Raw genomic sequence first — 13788 nt, forward strand, 5'->3', positions numbered from 1 at the left:
TCCTCGCCCGTCTCCCCGTCACGGGTGGGCGATCACTCTGTGGTCAGTCGGTGAGCGGGTGCGGCTGGCCGCGCAGGGGGTGGAGGTCTACGCGGTCACCCCCTGGTGGGGCTTCGAGGTGTACCTGAACGCGGAGGCCGCCAAGCTCGCCGCGCAGATCACCGACCTGACCGGCACGGTGGTCTCCAAGTTCCCGCCACTGGCGCCGATCTCCTCCTTCATCAAGATCTACTGCAAGATCAGGGCGCTGTGGATCAAGGCCGCCGGAACCCCGAGCGGGTGCAAGCTGGTCTCGCCGTGGATCGCTCCGGGGATGCTCATCCCGATCCCGCTGGGCCCGACGGGGGACAGCAGTCTGTGGTGGACGGTCTTCGAGCCCGAGAAGGGCTGGAGCACGGACAGGAAGTTCACCGCGCACCACAGTGGCTCCCACCCGGCGCTGGCCGAGCTCGACGGCCGGCTGTACTGCGTGCACCGCGGCCACGGCTAGTGGCGCTTCGTCAGGTCACTTGCCAGGTGCGGGTGCCGGAAACGGCGGACGGGCCGTCACCTTGGTGCTGGTGACGGCCCGTCGTGGATCGGGGTGCTCATGCGTTCACGCTGGTCAGTGCCTGACGGGCGCGCTCGTTGGTGCGCTTGGCGCGTTCACGGAGCTTGAGCGCGCGGGCGAGCCGGAAGCTGCGGGCCTCCTGCAGGCGCATGTCGATGGTGGCCTGAGCGGTGGCGAGGTTGTAGGTCATGTCGTCCCCCAAGGACCAGCGGCGTCCGTTGGCATCACCTCGATGCCGGTTCCCCCGGATCGCCTGCTGTGCTTCTGATTCTACACCATCCTGGGCCGTGCTGCCTTCAATTATCAGCCCGGGTGCCGTATGTGACTCTGTATCGAAGGGAAAAGGACTTGCGCATGAACAATCGGAATGCAGTCCGCCCCTGCCGGGACCCGGCAGGGGCGGACGGGGGAACGCGCGGTCAGCGGCCGGCACCGGCCGGGGTGAGGGCGTCGAGGGCGACCAGGATCTGGTCGACGCTCTGCTTGGCGTCGCCGAAGAGCATGCTGCTGTTCTCGCGGAAGAACAGCGGGTTCTGCACGCCCGCGTAGCCGGAGGCCATCGAGCGCTTGAAGACGATGACCTCGCCCGCCTCCCAGACCCGGAGCACCGGCATGCCCGCGATCGGGCTGGTGGGGTCCTCCTCGGCGGCCGGGTTGACGGTGTCGTTGGCGCCGATGACCAGGACGACGTCGGTCTGCGCGAAGTCCTCGTTGATCTCGTCCATCTCCAGGACGATGTCGTACGGCACCTTGGCCTCGGCCAGCAGCACGTTCATGTGCCCGGGCAGGCGGCCGGCCACCGGGTGGACGCCGAAGCGGACCTCGATGCCGCGCTCGCGCAGCCGGCGGGTCAGCTCCGCCACCGGGTGCTGGGCCTGGGCGACGGCCATGCCGTAGCCGGGGGTGATGATCACCGAGCGGGCGTCGGCGAGGAGTTCGGCCGCCTCGGCGGCCTGCACCTCGCGGTGCTCGCCCTCCTCCTCGCCGCCGCCGGAGGCCGCCGCCTCGACGCCGAAGCCGCCCGCGATGACGGAGACGAAGGAGCGGTTCATGGCCTTGCACATGATGTAGGAGAGGTAGGCACCGGAGGAGCCGACCAGTGCCCCGGTCACGATCAGCAGGTTGTTGTCGAGCAGGAAGCCCGCCGCCGCGGCCGCCCAGCCGGAGTAGCTGTTGAGCATCGAGACGACCACCGGCATGTCGCCGCCGCCGATCGAGGCCACCAGGTGCCAGCCGAGCGCCAGCGCCAGCACGGTGACCGCGATCATCAGGCCCAGGCCCGGGCTGACGGTGAACCAGACCGTGAGGCCGACGAAGGCGCCGAGCGCGCCGAGGTTGAGCACGTTCTTGCCCGGCAGCATCAGCGGGCGGGAGTTGATCCGGGCGGAGAGCTTGAGGAAGGCGACGATCGAACCGGTGAAGGTGACGGCGCCGATGAAGATGCCGATGAACACCTCGGCGTGGTGGATGCCCAGCAGGTCCGCGCCGACGGCGGTCTGCGCCGCGCCGTGCGCCTCCACCTCCAGGTAGCTGTTCCAGCCGACCAGCACCGCGGCCAGGCCGACGAAGCTGTGCAGCACGGCGATGAGTTCGGGCATCTCGGTCATCTCGACCCGCTTGGCCCGCCAGAGGCCGATCGCCCCGCCGACCGCCATCGCGACCACGATCAGGGTCACGGCCCCGGCGTTGATCGAACGGGAGGCCACGATCACGGTGGCGGCCAGGGCGAGGGCCATGCCGGCGATGCCGTACGCGACGCCGGCCCGGGCGGTGCGGTGCTGCGAGAGCCCCGCCAGGCTGAGGATGAACAGCAGGGCGGCGACCAGGTCCGCGGCGTTCGCGGCCGTCAAGGAGGTCATCGGGCTCAACGCCTTTCGGGGGAGGAGGAGAACATGCCGAGCATGCGACGGGTCACGGCGAAACCGCCGAAGACGTTGATGCTGGTGAGCAGGATCGCCACCGCCGAGAGCACGGTGACCAGCACGCTCTCGTGCCCGACCTGGAGCAGGGCGCCGACCACCACGATCCCGGAGATCGCGTTGGTCACCGACATCAGCGGGGTGTGCAGCGCGTGGTGCACCTTGCCGATGACGTAGTAGCCGATCACCACGGCGAGCGAGAACACCGTGAAGTTCCGGCCCAGTTGGGCCGGGGCGAAGGCCACCAGGGCGAACACCGCGGCCATCCCGAGGCCGATCAGCCCGAAGCGCACCGCCGGGGTCAGCTTCGACGCCTTCGGCTCCGCGGCCGCCACCGGCGCGGCCTTGGCCTGGGCGGCCGGGGCGGCCGAGACCGCGACGGGCGGCGGCGGCCAGGTGATCTCGCCCTCGCGGACCACGGTGACGGCCCGCTGGACCACGTCCTCGAAGTCGACCGCCAGGCGGCCGTCCTTGCCGGGGGTGAGCAGCTTCAGCAGGTTGACCAGGTTGGTGCCGTACAACTGCGAGGCCTGCGCGGGCAGCCGGGAGGCCAGGTCGGTGTAGCCGATGATGGTGACGCCGTTCTCCGTCACCACCGTGCGGCCGGCCACCGTGCCCTCGACGTTCCCGCCCTGCGAGGCGGCCATGTCCACGATGACGCTGCCCGGCTTCATCGCCGCCACGTCACGGGCCGTCAGCAGCCGCGGCGCCGGGCGCCCGGGGATCAGCGCGGTGGTCACCACGATGTCCACGTCCTGGGCCTGCGCGTGGTACAGCTCGGCGGCGGCCCGGTCGTAGTCGGCCGAGGTCGCCTTGGCGTAGCCGTCGGTGCTCGCCTCCTGCTCCACCTCCACCGGCAGGTACTCGCCGCCCAGCGACTTCACCTGGTCGGCCACCTCCGGCCGCGGGTCGGTCGCCCGGACGATGGCGCCCAGGCTGGAGGCGGCACCGATCGCGGCCAGCCCGGCCACGCCCGCCCCCGCCACCAGCACCTTGGCCGGCGGCACCTTGCCCGCCGCCGTCACCTGGCCGGTGAAGAACCGCCCGAAGACGTGCGCGGCCTCGATCACCGCCCGGTAGCCGGCGATGTTCGCCATCGAGCTGAGCACGTCCATCGACTGCGCCCGGGAGATCCGGGGCACCGCCTCCAGCGCCAGCGCGGTCACCTGACGCTCCGCCAGCGCCTCCAGCAGCTCCGGCCGCTGGGCCGGGGCCAGCATCCCGACCAGGGTGGCCCCCTTGCGCAGCCGGGCGATCTCCACGTCGGAGGGGGCGTTCACCTTCAGCACCACCTCGGCCGCCCAGGCGTCGCCGACGGCCGCACCCGCCTCGGCGTACGCGTCGTCGGTGAACCCGGAGGCCGTGCCGGCGCCGGACTCGACGACGACCTGGTAGCCGAGCGCGAGCAGGCCGCGCACCGTGGACGGGGTCGCCGCGACCCGGGTCTCCCCGGAGGTCGACTCGGCTACCACGCCGATGCTCTGGGGAGGGTGGTGCGCGGAGTCGTCTGCAGACATCTCTCGTGTTCTCTCTCGTCGGATGGAGCCGCTGAAAGGGGAGTGGTGCACAAGGGTGTTCGACGGTGTTCGACGCGGGCGCAGCAGTCGACGGGGCACGCCGGCGGAGTGGTCCGCGGAGTGTCCCTTGGAGGCAGGAACCTACACGTCCGGGCCCGTGTTGGGGACCGGGCACAGCCGTGACGTGCTTCACCAATCGACGGATCTGCCGTAGCGTCAGGCCCCGTGCCCCTGGACCAGGAACAGGTGAACCGGATCTTCCTCCCCGCCACCTACGCCGAAGGAGTGCCCTACGCGCTCCTGCGCGAACTCCGGGAGACCACCCCCGTCCGCCGGGTCGAGGAACCGGCGGTGGGGGACTGGCCGGCCGGCCCCGGCTACTGGGCGGTGCTCCGCCACGCCGACGTCCGGCACGTCCTGCGCACCCCCGCGACGTACTCCTCGCACCTGGGCGCCACCCAGATCCGCGACCCCGACACCGCCGCCGAGCTGGCCTTCGCCCGCACGATGATGCTCAACCAGGACCCGCCCGACCACTCCCGGCTGCGCCGCATCGTCGCCGCCGCCTTCACCCCGCGCGCGGTACGGGAGTTGACGGCCGGCATCGAGGAGCGCGCGGCGGCGGTGGTGCGCGCGGCCCGGCCGCTCCTCGCCGAGGGCTCCCTCGACCTCGTCCGACTGGCGGCGGACCTGCCGGTCTGGACGCTGGCCCGGATCATGGGCGTGCCCGAGGAGGACCGCGGGCTGCTGGCCGGCTGGGCCGACCGGGTGATCGGCTACCAGGACTCCGACCAGTCCGAAGCGGCCCCGGCTCCGTCAGGTCTGAGCGGACTGGGGCGCGCCGCGCTGGCCGTCCGTCCGCGCGCGGAGGACCTGGTCCGCCCGGACGGACGGCCCGTCAACCCGCGCTCGCGGGCGGCGCTCGCCGACATGTTCGCGTACGCGCACGGCCTGGCACGGCGGCCGGCCGCCGGGAGCATCCTGGCGCGGATGGTGGAGGGCGGGCTGACGGAGGAGGAGTTCGAGACCACCTTCTTCCTCTTCGCGGTGGCCGGGAACGAGACGCTGCGCAACGGGGTGCCGGGCGGGCTGCTCTCCCTGCTCTCCCACCCGGAGGAGTACCGGCGCCTGCGGGCCGATCCCTCGCGGACCCCCGCCGTGGTCGAGGAGATGCTGCGGTACTGGCCGCCGGTGATCGACTTCCGGCGCACCGTCACACAGGAGGCGGAACTGGGCGGGCAGTTGCTGCGGCGCGGCGACAAGGTCGTCGTCTACCACGCCGCCGCCAACCGCGACCCGGCCGTCTTCCCGGACCCCGACCGCTTCCACCCGGACCGGGACGGGAACGACCACGTCAGCTTCGGCGACGGCCCGCACTTCTGCCTGGGCGCGCAACTGGCCCGGGTCCAGATGCGCGCCCTGGTGCGGGAGGTCGCCACCGCCCTGCCGGAACTGGAGGTGGCGGGAGAGCCGGTCCGGCTGGTCTCCAACTTCCAGAACGGGCTCAAGTCCCTTCCGGTGCAGGCCTGTTGATTCTCCTGTGGTTCCCCCTACTCGAACCGCGAGGTGTCACCGGCCCCGCGCCGGACGATCGTCGCCTCGCCGTCCGAGAAGTCGATGACGGTGGTCGGCTCCGTGCCGCAGTCCCCGGAATCGAGCACCGCGTCCAGGACGTGGTCGAGCCGCTCCTTGATCTCCCAGCCCTGCGTCATCGGCTCCTCCTCGCCCGGGAGGATCAGGGTGCTGGACACCAGCGGCTCACCCAGCTCGGCCAGCAGGGCGCGGGTGACGGCGTGGTCGGGGATCCGGACGCCGACCGTCTTCTTCTTCGGGTGGAGCAGGCGCCGCGGGACCTCCTTGGTGGCCGGGAGGATGAAGGTGTAGCTGCCCGGGGTGGCGGCCTTGACGGCGCGGAAGACGTTGTTGTCGAGCTGCACGAACTGCCCCAGCTGCGCGAAGTCCTCGCACATCAGGGTGAAGTGGTGCCGCTCGTCGAGCCGCCGGATCGTCCGGATCCGCTCCAGCCCCTCGTGGTTGCCGAGTTGGCAGCCGAGGGCGAAACAGGAGTCGGTCGGGTACGCGATGAGGGCCCCCGAGCGGAGGCTGTCCGCCACGGTGCCGATGGTGCGCGGCTGGGGGGACTCTGGGTGCACGTCGAAGTACTTCGCCATTGGCCGACCCTACGGGATGGCGGCGGCGGGCGCGTGCAGCCACGGCCCGCGGGGCCTCCGCCGCCCCGCCGTTCTCGAAATGGTTTGCCGCCCGCCCCCGCCGTGCGCCGATACTTCCGCATGAGCAGAATCGCGCAGGTGATCGTACTGGCCCAGTCCGCGGAGGAGGTGATGGAGCCGCTGACCCGCCCGGACGACTCGCGCAGCTGGAAGGGCGAGTTCAGGCCGCTCCCCATGTTCGCGGACGGCTGGCTGACCGAGTTCCACCGGGTCCACACGAGGACGGGCCTGCTCCGGCACCTGGAGTCGCTGGAGTGGCCGCACCCGGAGAGCGTCCAGGTCCTGATCCACGACGAGGAGGACGACTGCTTCGGCCTGTGGATGCTCCGCGACGGCACCCTCGTCGAACTCCCCGTCCCCGGTCACCACCGCCTCCACCCACCGGCACCCGAGACGGAGGAGTACGCCCCCGCGCCCGGCCTGCTCTGGCGGTCGGGGGCGGCGGTGCCGCGCGGCTACTCGACGGAGCGTCAGGACCGCCGCCCGGCCTGGTAGCCCCTCCTCGGAGGGTGGTCGTTACCCTGCGGCCATGGACCTCTACTTCGATCCGGTGCCGCTGATCGGTGACGACGCGCGCGCCTTCTTCCAGGGCGCGTGGGCGGACCGGCACTGGCTCAACGTGCCCGGTCCGTTCTACGGCGCCACCACGGACACCTGCGGCACGGGCCGCATCCACGCACCCGACCTCGTGCTCTACGAGGCCGACTGCTTCACCGAGTACGTGTACCGCCAGCCCCGTACGCCCCGGGAACTCCAGGACCTGGTCGACGCCGCCGGGGCGGAGGTCTTCTCCAGTTACGCCTGCGACGGCGACACCCACTGGACGCCGGCCGCCGTCCGGGAGTGGTGGCGCGACCGCGGCCGCGTCAAGGAGTACCTGTCGGCGCACCGGACGGACTGGGAGGCCGACGACGCCAAGGCCGGGCAGGGGGTGGCGGCCGCCGCCGAGGCCTACGCGGCGTACCTGGACGGCGAGTTGGCCGACCATCTGCGGGTCTACCTCTTCCGGCTCCACGAGCGGCGGTCCCCCGTGGCGGGGGACCGGCTGCCGCAGCTGTAGCCGGGGCCGCCGAGCCGAGGCACCCGGGCAGGCACCGCCGGCGCACAGGACCGCCGCGGCCCCACCTGTTCGCGGCACAGGTCGGTCGGCCCCGTCCGGTTCGGACGGTGTGAAGGCGTCGCGTACCGTTTCGGTCCGTGGAATCGGACTACCCCCTCGTGCGTGATGTGTTTCCCGAGCTGGTCAGCGAGCTGACGGCCCTTCTGGAGGAGGAGGGTGAGGGAGAACTGGCCGTCCGTGCCCGGGATCTCCGCCTGGTGGCGGAGTGCGGCTGCGGTGACGACTTCTGCCAGAGCTTCAAGGCGGAGCCGTATCCGGCCGGGCGGCCCTTCGGCCCGGGGCACCGTTGTGTGTCGCTCCGGTCCTCGAACGGCGACCTCGTCCTGGACGTGGTGGACGGGCGGATCATGTACGTCGAGGTGATCGACCGGGAGCCGCTGGTGGACCTGCGGGGCGTCCGGCCGGAGTAGTCCGGTGCGGGGGAGCGCCCGCCGCGGCGCCGAACGCCCCGTCAGATGCCGAACATCGTCCGGCACTCGGCGGTCAGGCCGGTCACCGTCACCGGCACCGCCGGGTGGTCCAGGGCGGCCCACCGCGTGCGGGTGAGGCGCAGGCGGTCGGAGACCACGGCCTCGCCGTCGCGGGCGTCGACCGAGATGCCGTCGGGCTGGTAGCCGAGCTTGCGGGAGACGCCCTGGGAGGCGTGGTTGTCCTGGAACACGTTGGTGAGGGCGGCGTGGGCGCCGAGGTGGTCGAAGGCCAGGGCGAGCAGGCCGGTGCGGGCCTCGGTGCCGTAGCCCCTGCCGTGGTGCCGGAGGCCCAGCCAGGACCAGGTGGTGACCTCGCGGGTCACGGGGAAGGCGCGGCCGTTGAGCGCGACCAGGCCCAGGGGCTGTCCGTCGAGGAGGACCGCGAGCCGGAGGCCCCAGGCGGTCGGCTCCCACGCGGCCAGGTCGGCCCAGTGGCCCCGCAGCACGCTCCGCTCCCGGTCGGTGGGGGAGCCCTCGGTCCACGGTGTGAGGAAGGGGCGTTCGGTGGGGTGGTGGACGCCCTCGCCCGCCAGCCGGGCGAGGGCGAACAGCTCCGCCTCCCGGGGAAGGCGGAGCTCCAGGCGCGGTGTGCGGATGGTCAGGCCGTAGAGCGGCCACGGGTCGTCGGACATCCGCCCATCATCGGGGCCGGTGCCGTGGGGGCGCACCTCAATAGCCGGGGCGGCACGGCCGCTCCTCGTCCGCTGTCGTGTCCGTCGGCTACGGTCCCGAGTCATGATCCGTCCTCACGCGGCCGGCACCGCCGTCCTGCCCGACGCGGCGTCGGTCACCGGCGGCCACGCGCTGCTCGCCCACCCGTCCGGTGCCCGCCACGCCCTCCTCCGGGACGGGGACGCCCTCGTGCTGCTCGACCTCGTCGAGGCGTTCGGCGGGCGGGAGGCCGTCCTGGCGCGCGTGCCGAACCCGTGGCCCGGCCACCGCCTCCCGGCCGGCGCCGCCACCGAGGGCGGTGACCTCGTCGTCCTCCCCGGTCACCGGTCGGTGCGCGCGCTCGAAGCGGACGGGCGTACCCGGTGGGAGCACCGGCACGGTTGCCGGGCCGACGGCCCGCACCGGCACGAGGGCGAGGAACCCTGCTCGGGCCGCTCCTGGCACGGCTCCTGCGGCATGAGCCCGGACGGCACCGTGGTCTGGGCCCACGTCCTCCCCGACCTCGACCACTCCGACCCGGACGCCGACTCCCACGAGGAGTGGCTCGTCCTCGACGCGACCGACGGCGCCGTCCTGGGCCGGGCCCGCATCGAGGGCGGTTCGCAGGGCTCCCACCACCTCCCGCACCCCGACGACGGCCTGATGCTGCTCGCGACCGGCCAGGGCCAGGACGGTTCCCCCGCGTACCTCGGCCACTGGGACGGTACGGCGCTCACCGTGCGGGAGCTGGGGGACGGCTTCCGCATCCCCACCTCTGTGCACCCCAGCGGGCGCGCCTTCCTCAGCACCCCGCACTCCGGCGGGCCGCTGCACCTGCACCGCCTCCCGGACGGCACCGCCCTGACGGGGCGTCACGCCGACGACCTCTCCACCGGGCCGGGGCACCGGCCCCGCTGGGACTACGTGGCCGGCTTCGTCGACCCCCACACCGTCGTCGCGGGCACCTACGACCTCCCGCGGCACGACGACACCCGACGGCACTGGCTGCTGGACGCGCTGACGCTCCGTCCGCTCGGCCGGATCGACTACCCCGTCCCGGTCGCGGGCCATCCGGTCGGCCTCGGCGACGGCAGTTGGGTCACGGCCGCCGCCGACGGCACCGCACTCCACCGCTGGTCGCGGACGTCCGGCTCCGGCTGATCGACGCGGCCCGCGCCCAGGTCGGGGACGGGGCCGGCCACCGGGCGATCTTCGTTCCGCCTACAATCCGGCCATGCCGACCACTGATGCGCACGACTCGCCCGAACACGACTCGCCGTGGCTCCGGGTGCTTCACAGCCGGGCCGTCGACGTCCTGCTGTTCGACAACCGCGGGCTCAAGACCGGCGGCGGGCTCGTCGTCGCCTCGGTGGTCCTGGGTCCGCTCGTCGGTCGGCCCGCGCTCGTGGGGATGCTCCTGGGCCTGTCCGTCCTGGGGCTCTCCCTGGCGCTCGGCCTGCTGCGGACCAGGTCGGTGTACGGGACGCGCTGAGTGCCCGGGCGGCCTGACGGAACGCGGCTCCGCGGCGGTCCGTGGCAGGGAGCTGCTGTCGGTACGCTTCGGATCGTTTCGTCGACGACGGGGGATGAGGATGGACGACGACCTGACCGCACTGCTCGGGCAGTACGACGAGCCGGAGCACCTGGAGGTCCCGTCGGGGTACCACCACGCGAGGACCAGGGCGCTGTTCGAGCGCCTGGTGGCCGGTCTGGAGAGCTCGTTCGGCTCCCGCTGCGAGGTGGACCGGCAGGTGCAGGACGCCGCCTTCCACGGGCGGCTGGACGTGCCGGGGGAGGCGACCGTCGCCGGTGAACGGATCGTCGTCAAGGTGAGCAACTTCGGGTCGATGGCGGTGATCGCGGCGGAGAACCCGGGCATCCACCTCGACACCGGCGAAGCGGTCGAGGCGGGTGCGCTGGATCCGGCGGACCTGGCCCGGGTGGAGGAGGTCCTGGCCGAGTTGGGCTACGTCGTCCTGCCGGAGAGGCTGCTCTGGCGGCGGTACGACGGTGTGGTCCCGGGCCTCGAGACCTGGTGGAACCGGTACTTTGACTACCTCTAGTACCTCGGGCGACGCGACCGGACTGCTGCGGCCCGGTCCTTCGCGCAGACGATGAGGGTGGGCAGACCGCTGTCGGCCACGGGTCGCGGTGGTTCCGGTCGGTGCTGATGCGCTGTCAGCCGGGCACCCCGGCGGCGCCTTGATCGTTGGCGGGGCGGCACGGTGTGCTCGGAGGGGAGTCGATGGTGGGTACGGAGTTCCTCGCGGTCAAGGGCGGGGTCAGATCGCTGCACTGGGACGGGGACGGGCTGTCGGACGCCGTCGCGGGTGGGCGGCGGTGGTCGGTGGACGGGGTGGAGCGGCCGAGCGGGATCGCGTACGGGCCGCTGTTCGACCGGGCGGTGGTGTCGCCGTCGGGGCGGTTCCGGGTGCTGTACGCGGAGCGGGGCACCAAGGGGCTGGTGCTGGAGGACGGGCTTCCGCTGCGGGAGTTCAACCGGAGCTACTACGAGGCGACTTCGTTCGACCATCCGGTCGCGGTGGGCTGCACGGCCGACGGGCGGGAGCTGCTGGCGCACTGTCCGGAGCGCCGGGACGAGCTGCGGCTGGTGGACCTGGCGACCGGGGAGCAGCTGACCCCGGGGGAGCGGAAGCAGAGCGGGCTGTTCCACTCGCGGCTGTCGTTCTCGCCGGACGGGCGGTACCTGCTGTCACACGCCTGCGTCTGGGGCCCGTACGGGCTGGTGCAGGTGTACGACACGGCGGCGGTGCTGGCGGATCCGTCGCTGCTGGGCGGCCCGGGAGTGCTGCCGCTGGAGATGTGGGACGTGGCCGACGTCATCTCGGCCTGTTGGCTGGACGCGGACCGGCTGGTGCTCGCCACCAGCCGGGACAGCACCGGGGACGACGGGGAGGACCAGCTGGGCACCGAGCGGTTGGGCGTCTGGTCGATGGCCGGGGCGGGCTGGCTGCACCGGAGCCGGCTGCCGCTCGCCCCCGGTCTGCTGATCCCCCGGGGCGAGCAGCTGGTCGCGCTCTGCGGGCACCCGAGGCTGCTGGACGCGGCGACGGGCGCGGTGCTCGCCGAATGGCCCGGGATCGAGGTCCCGGCCAAGGACCGGCCGTTCGAGGGCTCGCTGCCGACCCCGACCGCCGCGCTCAGCCCCGACGGTTCGCGGCTCGCGGTGGCGCAGCCGGACGGCATCGTGCTGCTCGACCTGCCCTGAGGCGGTCCGGCGCCCGGTCACGCACCGGGCAGGTTGAGGGTGTACCCGTTGCGGGGCTCCTCGCGCATCGAGCGCGCCAGTTCGGCGAGTTGCCGCGCCTGGGCGGCGGACAGGCGCCGCGCCGCCCACAGCAGCTCGGCGGCATCGGCGGCCTCGGGGGCCGGGGGAGGCGGCGCTTCCTGGAGCGTGACGCCCGTGAGTCCCGCCAGTTCACGGGCGTCGATCCCCAACAGGGTGGCGAAGTCGGTGACCAGACGGGGCGTCAGCTCCTTGAGGTCCTTGCCGATCACACCGTAGGTGGGTGCCGACAGGTACGTGGGGGTCGCGACCCCCAGCGTCTTCGCGATCCCCGGCCAGGTGAGGTTGCGGTACTGGAGCATGCGGATGACGCGGGAGCCTGGGCCCCCGTCGAGGGGCGCGAGGAGCTTCGGGGCGAAGGGGGAGTTCCGCTCCGCCTGCGGGAGCGAGCGGGCGAGCCGCAGGAGTTCGCGCCGTCCGGCTGCCGGGAGGTGCAGCCCGTCCATCACGACGTACGGCACCCACTGCTGGGCGGCGACGTCCGTCGGCGCCAGGTCCTCCGGGACCGCCACCCCCGCGAGGACGAACAGGTCGACGGCGCGGAAGCCCAGCGCGGGAGCCAGCCGCCGCAGCAGCCCCTCGCCCGGGGCCGCCCCCGCGAGCACCGCCCGGACCTCGCCGGTGGCCGATCCCGCGCGGCCGGCCAGCTCCCGCACGCCGAGGTGCCGGTGCTCCAGCAGCCACGCCAGCATCGTGCCGAAACCCTGATGCTCCGTCATGCCCGCATCCCAAGGGCCGCCTCGGCACCGCCCGCCTCCGCAACGGCCCACGGTGGTAGGGGCACGTGGTCCTACGCGCGCAGGAGTTCGTGGACGGCCGCGGCGGCCGCGGCGGAGTCCAGCGCGTCGATCTGGGAGTGCTCGTCCGACACGACGAACGGCGGCCGGCCTCCGGGGCGGCATTCCAGTTCGAGCATGTCCGGGTTGGTCACGATGCGGATGAAGAACAGGTCGTCGTCCGCACCGTCCTGCTCCACCCGGCGCTCGATCACCACGTCCGCCATCCGGGCACGGACGAGTCGGAAGGCCTCGTCCAGAGGGCCGCCGGTGGTGTGCTCCGGGGTCCATTCGCGCGTGTTCACGGTGTGGAGCATGCCAGCACGTGCGAGGCGGGGCCATTGGCCCGCCGAGCCGCGCAGGCGGCCACCGGAGCAGGACCGGTCGGTTGACCCCGCCGCTGGTGGCTTCTCGGCGGCCGGGCGGGTCGCGGTGTCCTCGGTGCCGACCTCGGCGGTGGCGCGGGTCAGCGGGCGGGGAGGACCTCCAGCGGTTTCTCTCCTGGTTTCCGCGGGGCGATCACGTCGCGGTAGTGCCGGTCCAGGGAGAGGATGACCGGCGTCGGGAGCTGCCAGCAGAGGGCGGCGTTCGTCATGTCGGTCAGGCCGATCGCGTGGCCTTCGTACCGGACCATCAGTTCCTCCGCCTGGCGTTGCAGGTCGGTGGTGATGACGGGGACGCGCACGATGCCCAGGCGGGACAGGGCGTTGATCCGCTTGGTCGCCTCGATCGCGATCCGCTCGCTCACCTTCGTGGTGAGGAGGTAGTCGAGCTCCGCCAGGACCATGGGCGAGATCAGCAGGATCCGCGCTGCCGCCATCGCGGAGTTGGCGGCCGGATGGTCGGGGTCACGCCGGTCGAAGGCCGCATACAGGACCGAGGTGTCGGCGACGGCCAACAGGTGACCGCTCACTCGGCATCCCCGTCGATCTGGTCGCGGGCGGTGGCCTGGAGGCCGAGCAGGGGTGTGGAGCGCTCCTGTGCGGTGAGTTCGCCGCTGTCGAACAGGCCCCAGTCCAGGTTGTTGGGGCCGTCCGGGATCGGGAAGATCCCGGCGGCGTGCTCGATCGCGAGCTCCTCGGGTGTCCGGTCGAGGAGTCTGGCCAGGGCGGTGATGGCCTCCGCCACCTCGCCGGTGACGATGACCTCGGCACGGACCACCGGCGGCTCACCTGGCGGTGTGACTGCTGGCATCGGCTCACGACTCCTTCTCGGAACGGGTCTGACCTCGGCCCGCAGGAATTCTA

18 protein-coding genes are annotated in these 13788 nt (G+C 72.7%); 9 read left to right on the top strand and 9 right to left on the bottom strand.

Annotated features, from left to right (window positions below; all coding sequences use genetic code 11):
• The first annotated feature begins 58 nt into the window (after positions 1–58).
• The gene (locus ACIA8O_RS31165) at positions 59–490 is read left to right on the top strand and encodes a hypothetical protein (RefSeq protein ID WP_396297334.1); all 432 of its coding nucleotides are present in this window, start codon (positions 59–61) and stop codon (positions 488–490) included.
• A 97-nt stretch (positions 491–587) separates the two neighbouring features.
• Here ACIA8O_RS31165 and ACIA8O_RS31170 read toward each other — a convergent pair whose 3' ends face one another.
• The 3 genes from ACIA8O_RS31170 to ACIA8O_RS31180 form a co-directional block, all read right to left on the bottom strand.
• The gene (locus ACIA8O_RS31170) at positions 588–740 is read right to left on the bottom strand and encodes a hypothetical protein (RefSeq protein ID WP_396297335.1); all 153 of its coding nucleotides are present in this window, start codon (positions 738–740) and stop codon (positions 588–590) included.
• A gap of 229 nt (positions 741–969) precedes the next feature.
• The gene (gene pntB / locus ACIA8O_RS31175; RefSeq protein WP_396297336.1) at positions 970–2409 is read right to left on the bottom strand and encodes a Re/Si-specific NAD(P)(+) transhydrogenase subunit beta; all 1440 of its coding nucleotides are present in this window, start codon (positions 2407–2409) and stop codon (positions 970–972) included.
• Positions 2410–2414: 5 nt separating this feature from the next.
• Entirely contained in the window at positions 2415–3986 is a 1572-nt protein-coding gene (locus tag ACIA8O_RS31180) for a Re/Si-specific NAD(P)(+) transhydrogenase subunit alpha (RefSeq protein WP_396297337.1), read from the bottom strand.
• 225 nt (positions 3987–4211) lie between these two features.
• Here ACIA8O_RS31180 and ACIA8O_RS31185 point away from each other — a divergent pair, with 225 nt between their 5' ends.
• Positions 4212–5519: a cytochrome P450 gene (locus tag ACIA8O_RS31185; RefSeq protein WP_396297338.1), complete on the top strand. Its 1308-nt coding sequence runs from the start codon at positions 4212–4214 to the stop codon at positions 5517–5519.
• Between the two features lie 17 nt (positions 5520–5536).
• Here ACIA8O_RS31185 and ACIA8O_RS31190 read toward each other — a convergent pair whose 3' ends face one another.
• The gene (locus tag ACIA8O_RS31190; RefSeq protein WP_396297339.1) at positions 5537–6157 is read right to left on the bottom strand and encodes an L-threonylcarbamoyladenylate synthase; all 621 of its coding nucleotides are present in this window, start codon (positions 6155–6157) and stop codon (positions 5537–5539) included.
• 120 nt (positions 6158–6277) lie between these two features.
• Here ACIA8O_RS31190 and ACIA8O_RS31195 point away from each other — a divergent pair, with 120 nt between their 5' ends.
• From ACIA8O_RS31195 to ACIA8O_RS31205, 3 genes are all read left to right on the top strand, one after another.
• Positions 6278–6712, top strand: a complete 435-nt coding sequence (locus ACIA8O_RS31195) for a hypothetical protein (protein WP_396297340.1) — start codon at positions 6278–6280, stop codon at positions 6710–6712.
• Positions 6713–6746: 34 nt separating this feature from the next.
• Positions 6747–7277 carry a ferredoxin gene (locus tag ACIA8O_RS31200; protein WP_396297341.1) on the top strand — a complete coding sequence of 177 codons (531 nt, stop codon included), beginning with the start codon at positions 6747–6749 and terminating at the stop codon, positions 7275–7277.
• Positions 7278–7435: 158 nt separating this feature from the next.
• Positions 7436–7747 carry a hypothetical protein gene (locus tag ACIA8O_RS31205; RefSeq protein ID WP_396297342.1) on the top strand — a complete coding sequence of 104 codons (312 nt, stop codon included), beginning with the start codon at positions 7436–7438 and terminating at the stop codon, positions 7745–7747.
• Positions 7748–7788: 41 nt separating this feature from the next.
• Here the strand turns inward: ACIA8O_RS31205 and ACIA8O_RS31210 are convergent, their stop codons facing one another.
• Positions 7789–8439 carry a GNAT family N-acetyltransferase gene (locus tag ACIA8O_RS31210; RefSeq protein ID WP_396297343.1) on the bottom strand — a complete coding sequence of 217 codons (651 nt, stop codon included), beginning with the start codon at positions 8437–8439 and terminating at the stop codon, positions 7789–7791.
• 103 nt (positions 8440–8542) lie between these two features.
• Between ACIA8O_RS31210 and ACIA8O_RS31215 the strand changes: the two genes are divergently transcribed.
• The 4 genes from ACIA8O_RS31215 (at position 8543) to ACIA8O_RS31230 (ending at position 11687) form a co-directional block, all read left to right on the top strand.
• On the top strand, positions 8543–9619 hold the full coding sequence (locus ACIA8O_RS31215) for a hypothetical protein (RefSeq protein WP_396297344.1): 1077 nt from the start codon (positions 8543–8545) through the stop codon (positions 9617–9619).
• Positions 9620–9692: 73 nt separating this feature from the next.
• Entirely contained in the window at positions 9693–9950 is a 258-nt protein-coding gene (locus ACIA8O_RS31220) for a hypothetical protein (RefSeq protein ID WP_396297345.1), read from the top strand.
• Between the two features lie 100 nt (positions 9951–10050).
• Positions 10051–10521 (top strand): hypothetical protein, encoded by a 471-nt coding sequence (locus ACIA8O_RS31225; protein ID WP_396297346.1) that lies wholly within the window; start codon positions 10051–10053, stop codon positions 10519–10521.
• 185 nt (positions 10522–10706) lie between these two features.
• A complete protein-coding gene (locus tag ACIA8O_RS31230) occupies positions 10707–11687 on the top strand; it encodes a hypothetical protein (protein ID WP_396297347.1) in 981 nt (326 codons plus the stop codon).
• Between the two features lie 17 nt (positions 11688–11704).
• On the opposite strand, the gene ACIA8O_RS31235 is transcribed toward ACIA8O_RS31230, so the two are convergent.
• From ACIA8O_RS31235 to ACIA8O_RS31250, 4 genes are all read right to left on the bottom strand, one after another.
• The gene (locus ACIA8O_RS31235) at positions 11705–12484 is read right to left on the bottom strand and encodes a hypothetical protein (protein WP_396297348.1); all 780 of its coding nucleotides are present in this window, start codon (positions 12482–12484) and stop codon (positions 11705–11707) included.
• 71 nt (positions 12485–12555) lie between these two features.
• Positions 12556–12846: a hypothetical protein gene (locus tag ACIA8O_RS31240; protein WP_396297349.1), complete on the bottom strand. Its 291-nt coding sequence runs from the start codon at positions 12844–12846 to the stop codon at positions 12556–12558.
• A 161-nt stretch (positions 12847–13007) separates the two neighbouring features.
• Positions 13008–13454, bottom strand: a complete 447-nt coding sequence (locus ACIA8O_RS31245) for a type II toxin-antitoxin system VapC family toxin (RefSeq protein ID WP_396297350.1) — start codon at positions 13452–13454, stop codon at positions 13008–13010.
• A complete protein-coding gene (locus tag ACIA8O_RS31250) occupies positions 13451–13735 on the bottom strand; it encodes a hypothetical protein (RefSeq protein ID WP_396297351.1) in 285 nt (94 codons plus the stop codon). The genes ACIA8O_RS31245 and ACIA8O_RS31250 overlap by 4 nt, the downstream gene beginning before the upstream one ends.
• Between the last annotated feature and the right edge of the window lie 53 nt (positions 13736–13788).

Source organism: Kitasatospora sp. NPDC051853, assembly GCF_044452665.1.
In the GTDB taxonomy this organism is placed as follows: Bacteria; Actinomycetota; Actinomycetes; order Streptomycetales; family Streptomycetaceae; genus Kitasatospora.